Annotated in this window: 17 protein-coding genes and 1 pseudogene; 1 reads left to right on the plus strand and 17 read right to left on the minus strand. The window is 57.6% G+C overall.

Translation table 11 applies throughout. The annotated features are described in order from the left end of the window. Positions 1–9: 9 nt before the first annotated feature. The 7 genes and pseudogenes from AC066Y_RS15750 to AC066Y_RS15780 form a co-directional block, all read right to left on the minus strand. Positions 10–1149 carry an acyl-CoA dehydrogenase family protein gene (locus tag AC066Y_RS15750; RefSeq protein ID WP_478274662.1) on the minus strand — a complete coding sequence of 380 codons (1140 nt, stop codon included), beginning with the start codon at positions 1147–1149 and terminating at the stop codon, positions 10–12. A gap of 274 nt (positions 1150–1423) precedes the next feature. Continuing rightward, on the minus strand, positions 1424–1963 hold the full coding sequence (locus AC066Y_RS15755) for a type III PLP-dependent enzyme domain-containing protein (RefSeq protein ID WP_478274663.1): 540 nt from the start codon (positions 1961–1963) through the stop codon (positions 1424–1426). A 108-nt stretch (positions 1964–2071) separates the two neighbouring features. Then, positions 2072–2344, minus strand: a complete 273-nt coding sequence (locus AC066Y_RS15760; RefSeq protein WP_478274664.1) for an alanine racemase — start codon at positions 2342–2344, stop codon at positions 2072–2074. A 2-nt stretch (positions 2345–2346) separates the two neighbouring features. Continuing rightward, positions 2347–2574, minus strand: coding sequence for a hypothetical protein (locus AC066Y_RS15765; RefSeq protein WP_478274665.1), 228 nt, complete (start codon positions 2572–2574; stop codon positions 2347–2349). Positions 2575–2740: 166 nt separating this feature from the next. After that, positions 2741–2945: pseudogene (locus AC066Y_RS15770) on the minus strand (ABC transporter substrate-binding protein); the annotation flags it as partial. A 188-nt stretch (positions 2946–3133) separates the two neighbouring features. Then, positions 3134–4591 carry an NAD-dependent succinate-semialdehyde dehydrogenase gene (locus AC066Y_RS15775; RefSeq protein ID WP_478274666.1) on the minus strand — a complete coding sequence of 486 codons (1458 nt, stop codon included), beginning with the start codon at positions 4589–4591 and terminating at the stop codon, positions 3134–3136. A 477-nt stretch (positions 4592–5068) separates the two neighbouring features. Next, entirely contained in the window at positions 5069–5449 is a 381-nt protein-coding gene (locus tag AC066Y_RS15780; protein WP_478274667.1) for a nuclear transport factor 2 family protein, read from the minus strand. Positions 5450–5744: 295 nt separating this feature from the next. Here AC066Y_RS15780 and AC066Y_RS15785 point away from each other — a divergent pair, with 295 nt between their 5' ends. After that, complete coding sequence (locus tag AC066Y_RS15785; protein WP_478274668.1) at positions 5745–6506, plus strand: IclR family transcriptional regulator; 762 nt, start codon at positions 5745–5747, stop codon at positions 6504–6506. Positions 6507–6633: 127 nt separating this feature from the next. On the opposite strand, the gene AC066Y_RS15790 is transcribed toward AC066Y_RS15785, so the two are convergent. The 10 genes from AC066Y_RS15790 to AC066Y_RS15835 all read right to left on the minus strand — a co-directional run bounded on the left by AC066Y_RS15790 (position 6634) and on the right by AC066Y_RS15835 (position 19495). Next, entirely contained in the window at positions 6634–7935 is a 1302-nt protein-coding gene (locus AC066Y_RS15790; protein WP_478274669.1) for an aminotransferase class III-fold pyridoxal phosphate-dependent enzyme, read from the minus strand. 47 nt (positions 7936–7982) lie between these two features. Then, the gene (locus AC066Y_RS15795; protein WP_478274670.1) at positions 7983–9578 is read right to left on the minus strand and encodes a hydantoinase B/oxoprolinase family protein; all 1596 of its coding nucleotides are present in this window, start codon (positions 9576–9578) and stop codon (positions 7983–7985) included. Beyond that, a complete protein-coding gene (locus AC066Y_RS15800) occupies positions 9568–11580 on the minus strand; it encodes a hydantoinase/oxoprolinase family protein (protein ID WP_478274671.1) in 2013 nt (670 codons plus the stop codon). The genes AC066Y_RS15795 and AC066Y_RS15800 overlap by 11 nt, the downstream gene beginning before the upstream one ends. Positions 11581–12040: 460 nt before the next feature. Then, positions 12041–12748 carry an ABC transporter ATP-binding protein gene (locus tag AC066Y_RS15805; RefSeq protein WP_478274672.1) on the minus strand — a complete coding sequence of 236 codons (708 nt, stop codon included), beginning with the start codon at positions 12746–12748 and terminating at the stop codon, positions 12041–12043. Beyond that, a complete protein-coding gene (locus AC066Y_RS15810) occupies positions 12735–13487 on the minus strand; it encodes an ABC transporter ATP-binding protein (protein ID WP_478274673.1) in 753 nt (250 codons plus the stop codon). The genes AC066Y_RS15805 and AC066Y_RS15810 overlap by 14 nt, the downstream gene beginning before the upstream one ends. Beyond that, positions 13484–14461: a branched-chain amino acid ABC transporter permease gene (locus AC066Y_RS15815; protein ID WP_478274674.1), complete on the minus strand. Its 978-nt coding sequence runs from the start codon at positions 14459–14461 to the stop codon at positions 13484–13486. The genes AC066Y_RS15810 and AC066Y_RS15815 overlap by 4 nt, the downstream gene beginning before the upstream one ends. A gap of 4 nt (positions 14462–14465) precedes the next feature. Beyond that, a complete protein-coding gene (locus tag AC066Y_RS15820; RefSeq protein WP_478274675.1) occupies positions 14466–15341 on the minus strand; it encodes a branched-chain amino acid ABC transporter permease in 876 nt (291 codons plus the stop codon). Between the two features lie 86 nt (positions 15342–15427). After that, complete coding sequence (locus tag AC066Y_RS15825) at positions 15428–16570, minus strand: ABC transporter substrate-binding protein (protein ID WP_478274676.1); 1143 nt, start codon at positions 16568–16570, stop codon at positions 15428–15430. 809 nt (positions 16571–17379) lie between these two features. After that, positions 17380–18510 (minus strand): nitrilase-related carbon-nitrogen hydrolase, encoded by a 1131-nt coding sequence (locus AC066Y_RS15830; RefSeq protein ID WP_478274677.1) that lies wholly within the window; start codon positions 18508–18510, stop codon positions 17380–17382. Positions 18511–18703: 193 nt separating this feature from the next. Beyond that, the gene (locus AC066Y_RS15835; protein WP_478274678.1) at positions 18704–19495 is read right to left on the minus strand and encodes a helix-turn-helix transcriptional regulator; all 792 of its coding nucleotides are present in this window, start codon (positions 19493–19495) and stop codon (positions 18704–18706) included. Positions 19496–19541: the final 46 nt, after the last annotated feature.

Raw genomic sequence — 19541 nt, forward strand, 5'->3', positions numbered from 1 at the left:
GCGGGACCGTCATAGCTGACGCGAGATCAGGTCTCGCATGACCTCGCTTGTACCGCCGTAGATCCGGCTGACACGCATATCGACGAACGATCTGGCGATCGGATATTCGAGCATGTAGCCATAGCCACCGTGCAGCTGCACCATCTCGTCGAGCGCCTTCCCCAGGGTCTCCGTCGTAAACAATTTCGCGATCGCCGATTCCTGGAGTGTCAACCCCCGCTTCATGTGTTCGACCAGATAGTGGTCAATCATCAGGCGGACCGCGACGGCTTGAGCCTTGATATCCGCGAGCTTGAATTTTGTGTTCTGGAAATCCCAGACGGTTTGGCCGAAGGCTTTCCGTTCCTTGACATAGGCGAGCGTTTGATCGAGCGCTACCTCGAGCCGGGCCGCCGCCGCAACCGCAATGGTCAAGCGCTCCTGCGGCAACTCACCCATCAGATACTTGAATCCCATTCCCTCCTCGCCGAGCCGGTTGCTGGCGGGGACGCGGACGTCATCAAAGAACAGCTCGGCCGTATCCGCCGAATACTGTCCGACCTTCTTCAGTTTCCGTCCGCGCCGGAATCCCGCACGATCCGCTTCGACGACGATGAGGCTCATGCCCTTGGCACCGGCGCTCGGGTCGGTTTTGCAGACCACTATGACGATGTCGCAGTTCAGGCCATTGCTGATGAACGTCTTGCTTCCATTGATGACGTATTCATCGCCGTCCCTGACCGCGGTCGCCCGTATCGACTTGAGATCGCTACCGGTACCGGGCTCGGTCATCGCGATCGCCATGATCAACTCGCCTGAACACGCACGAGGCAGCCACATCCTCTTTTGCTGCTCGTTTCCGACCCGCGCGATGTATGGCGCGATGATGTCGGAATGCACCTGAAAACCGGGACCGCTGACGTTGGCGCGAGCCATCTCCTCGGCCATAACCGCGGCGTGACCGAAGTCACCGCCACCGCCGCCATATTCTTCCGGCAGGATCACACCCAGCAGCCCCTCCTGCCCGGCCTTACGCCACACCTCGCGATCAACACGCCCAGCATCATCCCATTCGTCCTGCCGCGGCACACACTCCCGCTCGATAAATCGTCGAACCGTAGCGCGGAACATCTCATGGTCGTCGCGGAAGACCGTACGAGCAATCTGCATGGAGGATCCCTCAGGTTGATGGCAGCTTCATTCGTCTGACCAACAACTAGTCAAGCGAGCGCAATCCAGCCCCACTCGGGTTGGGTGGGCCAGCAGCCTGACTGCGCCGCCGCGGACGGGCACGGCCCCAGCACCTCGAATCTGCTCCAGCGATTGGCGACTGCAGTACTCTCTAGCCGGCCTGCACCGTCTGGCACCATCCCTTCTCCTTGCAACTCCGGCCAAGCCGGACCTCTGGAGGTCAATTGCTCGCAACCACCTTCAAGCACGCCAGCTACTGCGATCGGCGCGCCGCCTCGATTTCAACGATATCGACAAGCGTATTGCCACGAACGAAGTGATAGACCGAGTACCGATCGACGGTCAGATCGCAATGCGGTGGCGTTAGCTCAATCCGCTCCCCAAGCGCGACCCCGTTTCCGCCGGCCGGTCGCATGACCCCGCCGTGTTCATCTCCGTAGTAGAAATAGCCATCAGTCGTGAAACGCTGATCAGCGACGCGAGGGACCGGACCATCGCTCGCAAAGGCCTTGAGGCCGGCATCGACGGCGACCCACTTCTCCGCGTTGATGCTGACGACACGCCCCTGCACGAACAAGCTCTGCTTGAAGCCACCATCTTCATCCTGGCCGAGTGCGTCGCGATACTGATTATCCATTAAAATGTACGATCCCGGCTGGACATCGTTCAGCACCTGGAGTGCCGCGTCGGCTGCGAATGTGCCGGTGCCACCACCTGTCACAAGCGGAACGCGATGCCCTGCTTCTCGCAGCTCGTAGACGATCGCACCGAGACGATCCATGCCGGTCGCCACGGCTTTTCGCCGTTCGCTTTCGCCAACGATATGCTGCCAGATCCCACCGTATCCCTGCACACCAACCAAAACGAAGCGATGGGTAGGTGGCGATCCTACCCGCGAGCGCTACAGCCGCAGGCGGCGTCGCAACACCTGTATCCGCCATGGCGACATGACATCGATCAGCACGGACAAGGTGCGATTGGCCTTGGCTACGGCAGCCCGCAGAGCATCAACCTGCTGCTCGTGATCGACCACGAGCATGACATCCGCATCGATCCCCGCGAGCGCCACGGCGCGATCGGTCGTATCCGTGCCGACCACCGGCGACGTAACGAGCAATTTGCGAAGACCCGCGTTCGCCAGTGCCTCGGCTTCACCGAGCTTTGCACAGCACACGCCTACTGCGCCGGCAGCGATTTGGCGTCGTCGATCGTTGCCGACTTATGGGTCTTAGAATGCGGCCTGAGTGCCAGCCCCGCTTTTTTGGCCCGCTGTGCCATGCGCTCAATATTATGTTCCAGCGCCTCGACGTCGACAATGAGAGCGGGCGTCGGCAATTGATAGCGCGAGCCAACGCGACCAACTAGGGCTTTCGCCTGATCCATGGCCGTCGAGCCGTTCGTCATGACTAAGCTCGCTCGATCATGCTGACCAGATGACGTCCGGTCTATGGGGTGCTGAAGACGGTGCAAATCAACCGGGGTTTTTCTGCTGGGCGAGGCTGTTCGGCGCTCTATCGTCTGATCCGCCGCCACACGGGACGATCGCCGAGCTTGCTCCGAGCCTAGCACGCTATTGTTTATCGCTCGTCCCGCTCATGATATCGCCGAACGGTGTCCACTTGTTGCCTTCGACCGCATCATCTGCAGATGCATTATCGGAGCGAAGTCCGTCGCGATGTATTAATATCGATGCCCGGCAAGAGAGTGTCGGGGGCGAAGCCCCTGAGAAGCGAGGCCTGCTTCATTACGTTTTCTCGTGTCAAATCGTCGCCGCATTGTGGGCCTCGCGCCCGGACGGCAGCGCTGCACGCAGTTCACCAACAATGACAGCAGCCTGCCCGACCAGCCGTCGCGATAGCGACCCCTCCGCACACGCGCTATCCTTCGCCGCCCAAAAAGAGGTGCGAGCAGCTTCAATAGACTCCACAGATAGCCGCATCTGTTGCTGGTTGTGATGGCCCAATCAAATACCTGCCATTATCACATACTTGATTTCAACATATTCTTCTATGCCGTGGCGTGACCCTTCGCGGCCGAAGCCCGACTCCTTCACTCCCCCAAACGGCGCAACTTCGGTGGTGATCAGACCAGTATTCACGCCGACCATGCCGGCCTCAAATGCCTCAGCGAGGCGCCACACGCGGCCGAGATCTCGCGAATAGAGATAGGAGGCTAAACCGAACGGCGAGGCGTTGCACATAGTGATGACGTCGGCTTCGTCTTTGAAGCGGAAGATCGGGGCTAGCGGACCGAACGTCTCTTCGCGCGCAACTAACGCTTCCGGCCTTACGTCCGCAAGCACGGTCGGCTCGAAAAAGGAGCCGCCAAGCGCGTGTCGTTTGCCGCCGGTGACAACTTTAGCGCCCCCCTGCACTGCATCCGCAATGTGCCGCTCAACCTTCTCGACCGCCCTCATGTCGATCAATGGTCCTTGTACGACCCCCGGTTCCAGACCGTCACCGACCTTCATTGCCGCGACCTTCTTCGACAGCTTTTCTACGAATTCGTCATAGACGCCATCCTGCACGTAGAGACGGTTGGCGCAAACGCAAGTCTGCCCCATATTTCGATATTTGGAGACCATGGCACCTTCGACAGCCGCATCGACATTGGCATCGTTGAAAACGACGAAGGGAGCATTGCCCCCAAGCTCCAGCCCCAGCTTCTTAATGCCGAACGAGGCCTGACTATAAAGAATCTTGCCTACTCCGGTGGAGCCGGTAAAGCCGATGAAGCGGACTGCTGGATGCTCGCACAGCACAAGTCCGATCGCCGGGGCATCACCGGTAATGATGTTGAGCACTCCTTTGGGAATGCCCGCGCGCTCGGCGAGTTCAGCTAACGCCAGCGCCGACAGCGGGGTCTCGTCAGCCGGCTTCAATACCACGGTGCAGCCCGCAGCGAGTGCCGGTGACACCTTCCGGGTAATCATCGAATTCGGGAAATTCCACGGTGTGATTGCGCCGCAAACGCCAATCGGTTGCTTTATGGCAAGCAGCCGCGCATCGGAGCGATGGGTCGGGATCGTCTCGCCGTACACACGCCTCGCCTCTTCGGCGAAGTATTCTATATAGGCGGCACCGATATCAACTTCGGCCAGCGCCTCGGCAATCGGCTTACCCTGCTCGGATGTCAGAATCAACGCGAGGTCTTCCCGGTTGGCGATGATCAAGTCGAACCACTTGCGCAGAACGTTGGAGCGCTGTTTGGCTGTCATCTTTGCCCACGCCGGAAAAGCCTTCTCCGCGGCTTCAACCGCCTGCGTGGCCTCTTCAGCACCCATGTTGGGCACCTTGCTCAGTTCGACCATGTTGACTGGATTTGTGACCACTGTGTCGCCAGCGCCAACCCAGGCCCCATCGATGTAGCACTGGTTGCGCAGCAGCGCACGGTCTTTGAGACTGTTGGAAAGCTTGGACATAGTGTCTTCCCGTTCTATCTAGAGTCGGTTTGGATGGTCAGTAACGCCTTCCTGCAAGGCGGCCGGTCATCCGTGATCTTTGCGCGATCTCTTTCAGATTGCCGTGATCGTTAAAGAAACGGCGCATTTCGGCAGACGATGCCGCTGGACTAGCCGTCGTCGGGTGATCCGGCGACCATTGCGGCGACGCCACCACAGCCGTTACAGCCCTTCATCGAAACACACCTTCAGGCACTGTGTGATTGCCAAATGGGTCAGGCCATGCGAAAGCGACAGTTCGCGCAGACGGCCGCCTCCGATTGGGCTCGGACCACAGACCCATATCGCCACCATCGTCCGACGAGGCTCAAGCCAGCGATGCGGCGATCGATGAGCCTATGTGCTCCTCGATATCCTGTTTTATGCGCCGTCGCGCCTTCCCATGGCGAATTGGGCGCCTCCGCGCATATGATCGCAAAGACCCCCGTATCCGTGCTCCTATGCCTTGAGTAGTACGAAATCCCAAGTTTTTGCGACGATCTTCCAGTCGCCGTTAACATTGAGTAGCAGCAACTCATCTGTGAAATGCTTCGGAATGAAGGTTTCCCGGACACGCAGATGAGCCGTAGTCGGAGTTGACATAGAGATCGACAGTATCTCTTCGCTGCGCTTGTCTTTCCGTGACGCAGGCGACTCTCGATTCGCGACGAGGTCCATGTATGCATCCACATCCATCGTCAGATACTGATCATTGCTGCAGTAGAGCCTTGCGTCAGGATGAAATATCTTCCGAAAAAGCTCCACATCGCCATGGTAAAGCGCATCAAAGTATTGCGTTGCCAGCTTTGCGATCGCAGCCGTCTCAGCCTCCGTGGTCACGCTTTTCTCCTGTTCACGATCTTCGATTGGCTGACTCATCCAATAGCTTGTTCTCGCTGCGGCTCGCAACCTTAATTTTTGATTTTCGGGTCAGTATTCCGATTTACGAACTTTGCGAGTTCGCGATTTGACTGCCTGATGGACCGACTGCCTAAGGCACGCGGAATGCAATTCTTTCTGCAATAGAAACTCACGTTCGGCTTCGGCTCAGCTCGATCGGTGCCTCGCCTATTGCAAGTATACGCTCGGAACGGTAAATTTCGAAAATCGAAATCCTCGAACGGATTAAGCAAGAATGAATGCCTCGCAGGGCAAACCCCTAGATCGATACTTCTCGATCCTCGAATGCGTTGCCCATGAGATCAATGGCAACTCGATTTCGCAGATCGCTGCCTTCCTTGGCCTTACAGGTGGCACAACTCATCGGCTGGTTAATTCGCTTTTGGAGGCAGAGCTGCTTGCGGTCGGCCCTACGCCCAAACATTACGTTTTAGGCCCTCGCGCACGTCGCTTCGCACTGGCTAAGCTTCTGGCGCGTGACATTGAAACTCAGACCAGCGACCTTTTGCGGCGACTGAGCTCCGATTTTTCGCAGACCGTCTACATCACCAAACTGGTGGGACGTGTAGTTCATACAATTGTCGTTCAGGAGCCGCCTGGAGAGGTGGGAGCAATTGTCCATCCTGGACGTGTCATGGCTCTTCACGCCACCGCCACGGGCAAGTCACTCCTTGCTTTCCAGTCGGACGCATTCATTCGAGATGTGCTGAAGGAGCCTCTACCCCGTCTGACACCCGATACGACAACAGACCGACGCAAGGTTCAGGCGGAACTCGAGACCGTTCGAAAGGAGAAGTTCTCGATCTGCGACAACGAAGTGGACCTAGGTGTTCTGGCTTACGCCTGCCCGATCCTCTCGGAGGACGATCAGGTGCTATATGCGCTTGGCGTGTGCGGCTTGAGAGAACGGTTCTCAAAGGTAAGTCGGCGGAGCATTAAGACGGCCCTGCAAAAGGTTTCGGACGAAATCTCACGGCGCCTTTTTGCGACGCCGTGAGCTAACGCGGTGTGCATCCCGTGAAATGGTACTCCGTCGCTCCCGGACGAGTTCGATGGCCTCTCGTGTTGACAAGAGCGGGCTACCCGACGCCTCTGGAGACCAATTGAACATCATTGTTGAGCCGCTAGGCGGCAATCAAACCGTCCGCGACTGTCAGCCCTTCATCGAGAGCGTCGAGAATCTGATTTAGTTCGCTTTCCGACACGATGAGAGGAGGAGCTAGGAAGATAGATGTCTGCTCTCCTGATGTTGCAATCATGGCTCCTGCTTCCGCAGCTCTCGCAACCACCTTGGTTGCCACAGGCACGTCAGCAGTATTCGCAGCGAATGTCCGCCAATCCGGACCACACAATTCCACCGTCCAATGCAATCCAAACCCGTCGACGCGAGCCACCGACGGGTGCCGCTTAAAGATCTTCTCCATGCGAGCATCGATGATGGATTCCAGTGCATTTACATGATCCAACAGCTTTTCGGTCTGAACGGCACGGAGATACGCGCGAATGCAGGTCATGGTTAGTGGATGACCGCGGAACGTCGAGTACGTGCGCCAGGACTTGTCCTTCAATTGATCGAGTACTTCGCGAGAGAACACGACGGCCCCAGCCGGAGATGCTCCACCGGCAAGAGGTTTGCCCAATGTCACGATATCTGGACGTCGTCTCCCGCCCTGAAAGGCGAACCATCTACCGGAACGTCCAAGACCTGTTACGACTTCGTCGGCCAACCAAAGAGAACCCGCGTCCTTGGCAGCTTTGGCCACCGCGTCTTGATATTCTGAATCGTAGTAGATGCCGCCCTGAGAATAGTCGATAGCCGTAACAGCCACATCGGAAAGCAACTCGGTCGCCCGGATCGAAGCGAGCTTCTCCTCGTATGATTCGTTCTGGCGCTCGCCGCCGTAACGGGCCTTTAGAGGTGCCGGAAGAATCCGCACCGGAAACGGTACGGGTGCCGGTTGCGAAGGTCGGTTCAAGACCGATAACCCGCCATGCCACTGCGGTTGGACCGTGATACTGCGAGAAAGCCCTGCAAGGCCATGGTAGGCACGTTGACGAGTACCCAGAGCGTTGCGCCCGGTAAACGCTTGGGAAAAGGATAACGCCAGGTCGTTGGCCTCACTGCCGGATAGACAGAACCGCACTCCGCCAACCCAATCTTCACCCGCGAAAGCTATTTCGATCAGCTCTTCCGCGGCCTGCTCCCGCTCAATCCAGGACCACCCTTCATTGACCACCGGAAGCTCCGCAGCGCGTCTCACTGCTTCCACCATAATCGGATGCTTGTGTCCGAGAGGGCCTCCAGTATTCGAACCATCCAGCACTTTACGGCCGTCTTCCAGCTCGAGCCAGGCACCGTTTCCGCCGACGATTCTAGCTTCCTTGCCGGCCCCAGCCACCAAACTCGTGTGCACCAATTTGCTCATCTTCACCTCTATCTTTAAATACTTCAGGGTAGGAATGCCGATATCGTCTAGGCATCGCCTCCGGCTTCTGAACGCACTCCGTATCCTCCTCCGCCGCAGGACCGAACGATGACAAGATCGTCCCTATCGATTCGCATGTTGGTCTTCCCGGGAATTAGCCTTCCCTTCGCACCAAACCTAACGAGTTCAACTTCGAAAGCAGCGCCTTCTGCGCCGCCTTGCAAGCCGTAAGGTCGTACTTTCGCGCGCTCAAACATGGTCGTGAGCTTCACATCGTCCACCAGCATGCGGTATGCGCGCTCTTGGCCTTCCCCACCTCTATGTCGGCCGATCCCACCAGAGTCTTTCCGTACTCTCTGATATTCGACGGCTATCGGATATTCGGCCTCGATAACCTCCGCCGGCGTATTCATTACATTGGCCATGTGCACTCGAATAACCGGCGCGCCATCGCGATCGATTCTTGCGCCTTCCCCCCCTCCGTGGGTTTCGTAGAGCGTCGTCCAGAGACCATCTTCCCGATAGGCACCGAAAATGACCAAGCCGGATGTTGTAGGGCCACCGGCGCTCAGCCTTTCGGGAACGATGGTGGACAATGCCTTCATCGCGGCGTCCGCAATGCGTTGGCATGTCTCATGGTTACCACCAACGACTGGCTTTTCCGGGCCGGCATCACAAATTGACCCATTGCGAGTTATCACTTCGATCGGGCGATAGCATCCGGCGCTCGGCTGGATATCTGGACCGCAGACGGCTTTCATCACGTAGTACGCCGACGCACCCGTGATGTACTTTGTCGTGTTGATCGGCCCGGCTACGTGGTCGTCGGATGCCGAGTAGTCGAATGTCACGTTATCATCGCGTACGACGACTTTGCAGCGGATGACAGCCGGCGTGCCGCCGTGCCCGTCATCGTCCATGCTATCTTCGCCGTAATATTCCCCGACTGGCAGTTGGCGGATTGCCGCTCTCATCTGCATCTCAGCTCGATCGTGGAGTGCGACGAATACAGTCTCGATGTAATCGTCACCCCACTTGGCGAACATCTCTTGAAACCGCTGATCGGCTATTCGGGTCGCGGCCATCTGCGCCATGATGTCTCCACGACAGGTATCCGGCGCGCGGACGTTGGCGAGAACAATTGCAAGCTTCTCCTCGTCGATCCCTGCCGCCGTGAACACGCGCAGGGGCGGAATACGAAGCCCCTCCTGCCAGGCATCGTACGCTTGTGCGAAGTAGCTGCCGGGCGCACCGCCCCCTGTATCTCCCCAGTGAGCAAGACTAATCGCAAAAGCACGGATCTTCCCGTTCGAGAATATCGGCCGAATAAGCTTGACGTCTGGCAGGTGATTTCCCCCAACGTGGGGAAGATTCAGCATCCAGCAGTCGCCTGGCGACAATTTCTCCTTCGGGACGAGCTTCAAGAACTCGCGCACAGTGTAACTCATTACACCCATGTGCATCGGGACATCCTGTCCTTGAGCTATCTGATAGCCGTCGCCGTCTGTCAGCGCTGACGACAGGTCGCCTGCCTCTCTTAAAACGGGCGATCTCGCCGACCGCATGACGACGAGCGTCATTTCTTCTGCGATTGAAGATAGGGCATTTCGAACAACTTCAATTACGAAGGGATCAACGCTCATTCTCTTCCTCGACCTCAATAAAGATATGTCCGTTCTTGTCGATCCTTGCTTTGTCATAGGGAGGCACGACAATCGTTGACCACTCATCCTCGATAATTGCTGGACCCACGACTTCCCACCCTGACACGAGCGCGTTTCGGCTGAAGACCGGCGTGTCGACTATCCCCGCTCCTCGGAAGAAGCACCTTCGGTTGGATTCCCTGGCTTCACCTGAAGCGCTGTCGACTGCCTTGATCCCTTTAGCCGCCATTTCGATCATTGAGATTCGTATCGAGGCCAACTCCCAAGGCTCGTCTGTGGCGAAGCCAAAGAGCTCCTTATGACGGGCATAGAACTGTGCAGTCAGATTTTGGGTGTCTCCCAGCGACGCTCGATGAACCGGCACGTCGTAACTTTGCCCCCTGTATCGCATCATAGCCACACACTCGGTCTGGCACTTGTCCGGTGCATGGCCACTCTCGCGCATTGGAACTGCGACTTCCTCAAGCAACTGCTCGTAGATATTCGCAATTCTTTCAGCGTCCCAGTCGGCGCTCCGCATGCCGATCGAGCGCTGTCGCGAATAGCTCATCTTGGCCGAGAGGCATCCCAATGCAGAAAAGCCCGATGAATATGCCGGAACGAGGACCGTCTTGATTCCATATTGCTTGGCTACAAACGCCGCATGCATTGGCCCACCGCCACCGAACGCAACCAGGACACATTCTCTTCCGTCGACTCCGCGCTCAACCGTGACAGTGTTGAGTGCACGCACCATATTAGAGTGAGCAACCTGCAGTATCCCGATGGCTACGTCCTCGACGCTTCTTCCTGATTCCATCGCGATTTTGGACATCGACGCGACCGCAGCGCCATGATCGATCTTCAGCGTCTTTCCGAGTGTTCGGTGAGGGTTCAGGTAACCCAAGACTACATTGGCATCGCTGATCGTTGGCTCGGCTCCTCCTCGGCCATAGCATGCGGGGCCTGGAAACGCTCCAGCGCTTCTCGGACCAACGATCAGAGCTCCCGCCTCCATCCTAGCGATCGAGCCACCGCCCGTGCCGATTGAGTGAACGGCCACCATCGGAAGTCTGATCCGGCGATCCGCCAGCTCGCGATCCGTTGCTATTTCCGCCTGCCCATTGATGATCAGACACGTATCCGTCGTCGTGCCCCCCATATCAAAAGTGAGAGCCTTTTCGATATTGAGGCCTTGCACCGTCTCCACGGCTGCACCAACGCCCGCAGCGGGTCCCGACATGGCAAGGAACAGCGGATGCTGACCGACGATCTTCGGTGACGCCATACCGCCCGAAGAGTGAAAGAAGTGAAGATGGCTGTTCTTCGGTTTTTCCTCTTCGATCCGCTTGAGATATGATCTAACACGATTGCTGACCGATGCGCTGAGCACTGTTGTATTCGTTCGCTCGTACTCACGTATCTCCGGGCTTATGATGTGGCTGAGGAAGACGTGCTCAATGATGCCGTCTAGTGCATCGCCGAGCATCCTTTCGTGGATGGAGTTCTGATAGCTATGCATCAGGCAAACGGCCACCGCACGAACTCCGCTTCGCTTCACCTGATCAACTACGCGGCGAACTTCGTCATCGGTGAGGGCAAGCTTCACTTCCCCCTTATGATCAATGCGCTCGGCAACTTCGAAGCGAAGCTCCTCAGAAACGAGAGGCGCGAGCTTTGGCAGCCGATCGAGATGATAGATGTACCGCCTTCTGACTCGCCCAATTGCGAGCGTGTCGGCAAAGCCTCTTGAAGCGATCAACGCGACTCTATCATTGTTACCTTCGACAATGTCATTGGTGACCATCGTGGTGCCATGGGTCAGCTCGGCGAGCTGATCCCAGCTCAGGCCAACGCTTTCAATGCCGTTCACGAGACTTTTGACGGGGTCTTCCTTGTAGGTCGGCACTTTCGCGAGTCGAACCTCGCCCGTTCTCGTACTTGAGGCGATGACATCCGTGAACGTGCCACCGATATCGATCCCGAGCCGCCACTTACTCATCCCAATTCCTTTCGAGCGCTACGCGAGAGCTTCGTTCTCGAGATGGCGTCCAGGCTAGAAGCTTGACGCCCGTGCATCCCGGGAGCTCGATTTCGATTTCCGAACTCTGCTTTCGATAATCAGAATGCCATCGCAAAGCACGTCCGTCAAGCTGTATCGCGAGCAAAGCGTTCCTGTTTGGTCGGCACGCCTCAAAGATACGGCGACAGCTACTGCCCTCGGCGACTCGCGCCATGAACCGAACTGATCTCGGTATTCCGGGGGCCAGCTCCAACACATAGCCGCGGCGGTCGGCTATGCTAGGCGCAAACAGGGGGTTTGCTCGACCGCGAGAACCGCTATCCCAGCCTCACTAGCGAGCTTAACGCACTCATCGACTTCATCCGCCAGCCTCAGCGCCAATCCTAGCGACGGCTCATCGAGCATCGGGAGTCGGAGTGCGGACGGACTATCCGGCAAGCTATCGTCCTAGGTACGCTTCTCGCACTCGGGGGTTCTTCCGAAGTTCTTCCGCTGCTCCTTCGAGCACTATCCTGCCATTCTCCAGCACATAGCCGCGATTGGCTACGCTGAGCGCCAACACAGTGTTTTGCTCGACCACGAGAATCGCTATCCCGGTCTCACTAATGAGCTTAACGCGCTCATAGACCTCTTCCGCCAGCCTCGGCGCCAATCCTAGTGACGGCTCATCAAGCATCAGGAGTCGGGGCTTGGCCATCAGCGCACGGCCAATTGCCAGCATCTGCTGCTCACCACCGGATAGCGACCACCCGAGTTGACGTCGCCGTTCGCGCAACCGTGGAAACAGGTCGAACACTCGGTCGAGATCTGCCGCGATCGATTGGTTCCACTTTCGCCATGGACCAGCGGCCAATGACAAATTCTCTGCAACCGTCAATCCTGGAAATATGCGGCGGCCCTCCGGTGCGTGGGAGATACCAACCCGGACACGCCGCTCGCAGGGCATTTCCATCATTGAGCGGTCCTCAAACACGATATCGCCGGACTGTACTTTGTTCAGGCCGGATATCGTCTGTAGTAGCGTTGTCTTTCCTGCACCGTTGGCGCCAATTAACGCGACTGTCTCACAGGAGCCGACGTGGATGTTCACGTCATGCAGCGCTTCAACTTCCCCATACGAAACTGAAAGCCTGCTACACCTCAGCATTCGAATACCCCGCCCCCAAATACGCAGTAAGTACCACCGGGTCGCGCTGGATCTGCCGCGGCGTCCCCTCGGCGATCTTTCTTCCGAAATTGAGCACCGCGATCCGCTCCGCGAGCCGCATGACCATACCCATATTGTGCTCAATCAGGACGATCGCGAGCCGATGCTCTTCGCACAACTTGATCAGCCGATCCGACAGTAGGTCTGCTTCGCCGAGATTCAATCCAGCTGCAGGCTCGTCAAGCAGGAGGACCCTCGGCTTTGTGACCAAAGCGCGGCAAAGCTCGACCATTCTTTTCTGCCCGTAAGAAAGCGTGGACACTGACCGCTGAGAGACGTGCGCGAGCCCCATGAACTCAAGCATCTCCAACGCGCGCGTGCGCTGTTTCTCTTCGGCCGCGGCTTTTAGCGCAGCTCCTGTCATGACGTTCTCGACTACAGTCAATCGTTCGAACATGCGTCCGTGTTGAAACGTTCGCCCCAAGCCCGCGCGTACTCGTCGGAAGGTAGGTTCTCGCGTCATTTCTCTCCCATCCAAGAAGATCTGCCCTTCTGTCGGATACGTCAGACCGGTGAGTACATTGAGCAAAGTCGATTTTCCTGCACCATTTGGTCCAATGATGGACAAGAACTCAGCTGGCTTGACCGAGAGATCAATATCGGAAAGAGCCTGAAGGCCTCCGTAGCTCTTCGATACTCCCCGAACTTCGAGAACGGCATCATGAGTAAGAGAGTTCATATCCGCTCCACCTCAATTGGTGCTCTGAGCGACGCACCGATTTTACGGTCCTTGGAATCGGTGACACGCTTCAAGAGGCCGACGATGCCGGTCGGCAGAAACACGAGGATCGCAAGCATCATCAGTCCGAAGAAGAGGAGATAGGCGTCGCCCAAGAAGCGAAGCCATTCCGGCAAAAACACTAGAACAAACGCTCCCAGAACCGCCCCGATGATCGCTCCCTCGCCGCCAACGATCAGCATCGAGAGGTAGACGATCGAATGCGCAAAATTGAAGTCATCCGGCGAAACGAAGCCGACGTGCGTGGCGAATAGACATCCAGCGGCCGTGGCAAATGTACATGACAGAGCAAAAGCCGCCACTTTGACGACGGTGATATTGATTCCTGCCATGGACGCTGCCGTTTCGTCATCTCGCACCGCAATCATTTCCCTTCCGAATCGGGAGTGGTGTACTCGGCGCGCAATGACCACGGCTGTCAGGAGGACGACGGTTCCGAATAGAAGAAAACTGCGCTCAGTTGATAAATCAAGACTCCCGACTCGAAGGCTCGGAATGCCGGCGATACCGTTAGTTCCTCCTGTCAGATCAATCCAGTTCGTCACTATGATTGCGAAGCTAACGTTAAGGCCGAGGGTTGCTAGCGCAAAATAGTGCCCTTTCAGGCGCAGTAGCGGCAACCCTACGATGGCTGCGGCGGCCGGCGTGACAACGAGCGCGAACGGCATGGCAAGCCAGGCAGAAATGCCTGCTTTGACCGTTAAGGTAGCAACGACGTAAGCGCCGAATCCGGCGAAAGCAGAGTGACAGAGTGAAATGAGCCCTGCGTAGCCGAACGCGAAATTTAATCCGATTACCGCCACTGCGGAAATCACAGCTACGTTCAGCAGGCGCACGGTGTAGTCTGAGGCCATGTCGGGAGCGAGAAGCGCCGCCACGATTGCGGCCGCGCTCCAGAGTATGATCTTGAGCATTTCATCATCCTCTGTCTTGGATTTTCTCACCAAACACCCCCTGCGGGCGAACGAGCAGGAATGCTATCATTGCCGCAAACGCGATGAGGTCTTTGTAGGCAGACGAGAGATAAGATGCTCCAAGGACTTCAGTCAGGCCGACGAGGACGCCGCCTGCGATGGCGCCTGGCACGCTTCCGAAGCCTCCGATGATAGTCGCGGCAAACGCCTTCAGCGCAATCGGATCGCCCATATTGACGTCCGCGAACCACATTGGGCCAAGCATCAAGCCCGCGACTCCCGCTAGAAGCGCGGCGAGTATCCACGAGAACGCCAGCAACGCATTGACACGAAGGCCCATAAGACGCGCCGCTTTCGCGTCCTGCGCAACCGCGCGCATCGCGATTCCGACACCGGTTCGATGCAAGATCAACCACAGGAGTGCAACGATCGCGATCGTACCGACAATAACAACCAATGAGTGGACAGAAATAATCGCTCCACCTACCGACAACGCCCGCCCTTCTACCGGCGACTGAAGCTTGACAGGCCATGTTCCAAACGCGAGCTGCGCTGCGTTCTGCATTGCTATGCCAGCGGCAACCGTTCCGATGATGACGGTGACAATTGGACTTCTACGAAGCGGAAGATAGATTGCCGCGAAGAACAACGCTCCCAAAAGGACCATCGCGACCAGCGCACCGACGTAGCCGATCGGCCACGGCAGGCCGCAGTTGACGAGCATCGCGACGCCCGAAAACGTGCCCAACATTACGAATTGACCAGCCGCAAAATTGACGACGCCTGTCGAGGAATAGATTATGACGAAACCGATGGCGGCAAGCGCGTAGATACTACCCAACGCCAACCCGTTGACGAACAGCTGAAGAAAATCGGACATGAGCTTGCCTTGTATTGTGTGAGCGTCTTTGAGGATCAGCGGCGCGGCCTCGCAACTGACCGGCGGAATCGGCTCAGGCCCTCGATTCAGTTAAGCTTGAGTTTTTCAACAAGTTCGAAGCTTCTCGTTCCAGGCTTGGCCTTGATCACTGAAAGATCGAAAACGCCATTACCTTTGTTGTCGAAAGCGTAGTTGTGGCCAATTCCGCTCCAATCACGCACTGACTGAAGCCAGTCTCGCAGCACTTTCGGCTCGGTTCCGACCTTCCGCATTCCCTCGGCCAGCAACATCGCACCGTCGTAGTAGGCAAGTCCGAAGGGATCGGCGTCGCTTTTGAATCTAGCCCTGTATTGCTCGATAAACTCTTGCATGCGGCCTCCAGTGTTTACGTCGAGGAACGCATCAACTACCCCGTAGACGTTCTCCAGATCGGACGGAGACACAAGCTGAATAGCCGCAGGAACGAAGGCAGCAGACGAGCCGACAATTGGCATTTTGAGGCCGAGCATTTTGGCCTGTCGCAGCAACATCGCGCCGTCCTGCGTATAGACAAACGCGAAGATCGCATCGGCGCCCTTTTGACGCAGACCTAGGAGTTGCGCCGAGAAGTCCTTGTCGTTCTGGCCGTACGCTTCCATCCCGACAGACGGCGTGCCGGCGAGCTCGAATTGCTTCGCTAAGTCCTGCGCCCCGCCCTGACCGAAGTCATTCTGAATGTATATGATCCCCGGCCGTTGCGATTTAAGGGTCGACTTCGCAAAGCGCGCCATCGCCCGTGCCGCAAGGCTGTCAGCGGGCCGGATACGGAACATCAAGTTATTGCCCGCGTCGGCGACAGCGTCTGCTCCGCCTGCGTACATCGCGGGAATCCCAGTCTTCTTGACTTCAGGAGAGACAGCGAAGTTCTGCGTCGAATAGCTCGATAAAAATACAAAGACGGGCGACGCTTCCTGAACGACCTTTACGTAGGCAGTCACCGCCGTGCCGTTTGACGATTGCGTATCTTCAAAGGTGAACTTGATCGGCCGTCCGTTGATGCCACCAGCCGCGTTGATGTGTTCTTCCGCGAGCTTGAGGGCGTTAAAATACTGCTTACCGGTTAGCGACAATGGCCCGGTTGTAGGAATAGTTGCTCCAATCGAAATCGGCGCGTTTTCAGCTGCCGCATTCTGCGAGCCGGCTATCGCCGCCGCACATACCAGTCCAAGCATCGTGCGCTTAGTGATCATGATTCCCCTCCCGTAAAGACAAACAAGGCTAGCCCTGTAAGTCCAACGCCCGTCCATAAATTCCGATTTTCGAACTTTTTACCCGATATTCGTAAAATTATGCCGAACCTGCCGTGGCTGTCAACGTATGGTTTGGATTAAAATGCGGCTCCCAATGCTCGTTTTTGCAGCGCAATTTGATACAAGCGGGCTGGGCTCCCTGCTTTTGCTTCACACGCTGGAGTGGCCTCTGCGCTCATCCGGCGCACTCGGTAGTTCGCGCATTCAATGCGCGGCCAAGCGGTCACGGCCCCTCAAGCGACAACGCTGCCTGCGCAGTCGAGAGACATGTATGTCACTCGGCGTGGGGTCCGAGCGCCGATCGGCATTCTAAGTACCTGATCGACCTCATGATGACGGGGTCAATGTTGGGCGCCTATTCACAATTCGGACGGGCACGTTATCTTGCTCCGAAGGCAAAGGTCACACGTTCGAATCGTGTCAGGTGCGCTATCACCGCCATGCGCAGCCTCGAATGTCTGGCTGACAATCTAAATTCAAGCTCCCCCACAAACTACCAAGGCTCGGATAAGGTATATGATCGCCGCGGCTTCGATCTCCACCGACGCGCTTTGCGCGCCTCGATGGTCGGCCATCGAAGACCTTTGCTCTTCAGCCGCGAGCTGACTGCGTCTTCCTCGAAGGGCTTGACGCAAAACCATCGAAAATAAGGGCTGCTCGGCAGAGGCTTGATCGTGTCGGTGCGGACCGAACGGCGAGCTCCTGCTCATCGTGGGCCGAAGAATTCGGATCGTAGGCTCTGGGACCCCTCAGTTCCATGCGCGCCAGAGGGCCTTCATCCGATCCCAGGCTTCCGTCGCTGGCACATCGTTGGCGGGCTGATAGGCCGCGCCGTGGCGATGGATCCCTGGACGCTCCCAAACGCGGTACCGGTACAGCTTCTCGATGTTGCTTCGGTAAATTGCGTCGACCGCGGCATGGCTCGCCGGCTCATCCGCGATCCAAAGATTTTTCGGATGGATCGACCGGTTATACATGGTACGAAATAGCTCTGTTCTGAGGTCCTTCAGCCAGTTGCTGTTGAGGTTCATCGCGCGAAACTGGCGCAGCGCCTCGATGTCGATCACGGCGCAGGTCATGGTGTTCGCTGCTGACGCGGAATACGACACGATGTTGCCCCGGTAGTCCACGATGTGACTGTTGCCGCCGGCGATGTCGATTGCGTGCTGCGAACTGGGACTCAAATACACCGGGCCGATGTTGGGGCATAGCATAAAGACGGAATTGAACTCCGCATGCGCGCGGTTCTGGATCATCCAGGAGCCTCCCCCCGGATAGCTGCTGCCGGTCATCGGCATCGCCTCCGACGGGCGGTAGACGACCTCCGCGCCGTTGAAAGCGAGCGCGCGCACGGCCTCGGGATATTCGCCGTCCGAGCAACAGATGGTCCCGAGATTGCCGATGTCCGCGGTCCGAAGCACCGGAAAGAATGCCTCAACGCTATCGCCGAAGCATTCGACCCAGCGGTCGTACACATCATGCGGCGTACAGCTTCGCTCCCGGCACCAGACGTGGTTCTTGGCAGCCTTGTGCACCACATCGCCGGTCGGCGAAATGACGAACAGCGTATTGAAGAAGCGATCGCGCATGACCTCGGGCCATCTCGCCTTGCATTGCGCAACGATATAGACGCCATAGTGCCGGGCAAGACCTGCCAGATGCTCCGTTTCCTCGCCGGGAACATCGATAAACAGCTCGCGTGCAGCGGTGGCGTGCGGGATATCGAAGATTTCATCGGTAAAGCCGGTCAATGCGCCCTCCGCAAGTGCGACGAGCTTGACTGGCATGTTGATGCCGCAGACTGAGATCGCGGCGTGAACGGCCTCTTCAATGTTCTCGAGATTTCTCCGGATGTGATGGCGCGCCGCAATACCCGTCACGATGGTCGACAGGCCGATCGCCAGATAGGGCGCAACCGTACGATCGACGGCGCCCCCAATCGTGACGGCCTCCTCGCCGTTTGGGTCAGTCATATCCACCGAAGCTCCCTGTCTTGAGAGAGAGAGAGCTAGCAGGACCTCCGCCGCGCGGCCATCACCCGCAAGGATGACGATCAGGGTCGCGCGAAGGGTTTCACCGCCGGGCCAGATAGAGCTTGTTGATCAGTTCGGTACGCGATCCAACACCGGTCTTCTGAAAGATTCGCTTCAAATGCGTCTTCACGGTGGGCAATTCGATCCCGAGCTTGCGGCAAATGAGCTTGTTACTGTCGCCCGCCGCCACCATCGCCGTGATCTCGGCCTCCCGCGGCGTAAGCTTCAAGCGGCCCCCGTCCAGCGGCGCGGCGTCCGGCAGAAGCGAAAGTGACAGGTCGATCAGCGGCAGCCCGGACTCGATCGAGCGGATGTCGCCGCATGTGAACGCTCCCAGATCGGCGGTCCGCAGCAACGACATCCCGGCAACCATCCGATCTCGTTGCCAGAAATAGATCTCCGCCTGATACGGCGTGTTCTGCGGCAACAGAAAGTTATCGACGTAGCTTCGGCAGCCGCGATCCCGCAGCTTCGCGGTGCCATCCAGAGCAGCGACCCGCCCACGTTCCGCGCGCCAACGGCGCGGATGAAGCGGATCGCAACGATGAAATTCCTCACGATAGGCCCTGAGCCAGACCGAATCCAGCGACCGCAGTTGCTGGTGGTCCGCATTGGCTTCGGCGTCGACCCAATAGAAACAGCTGCTCGAGATCGGCATCGTCCGCTCGAAAAAGCTGAGCGCTTCAACGAGCACGCGCGCGAGGTTGATCAGGGACGGCAGAACAGCGCCGCACTTCGGCGCATCGAACTGCTCACACGACCCACGCCCGGTTATGTGAGCAGCCCGACCGCCCGCCGCCGCGATATGCGATCGCCAAGCGCCGCGCGCCATGATCGTCACTCCGAAGGATGATTGGCAACCATGAGGCACGACGTCA

The sequence above is a fragment of the Bradyrhizobium sp. USDA3010 genome, assembly GCF_056429065.1.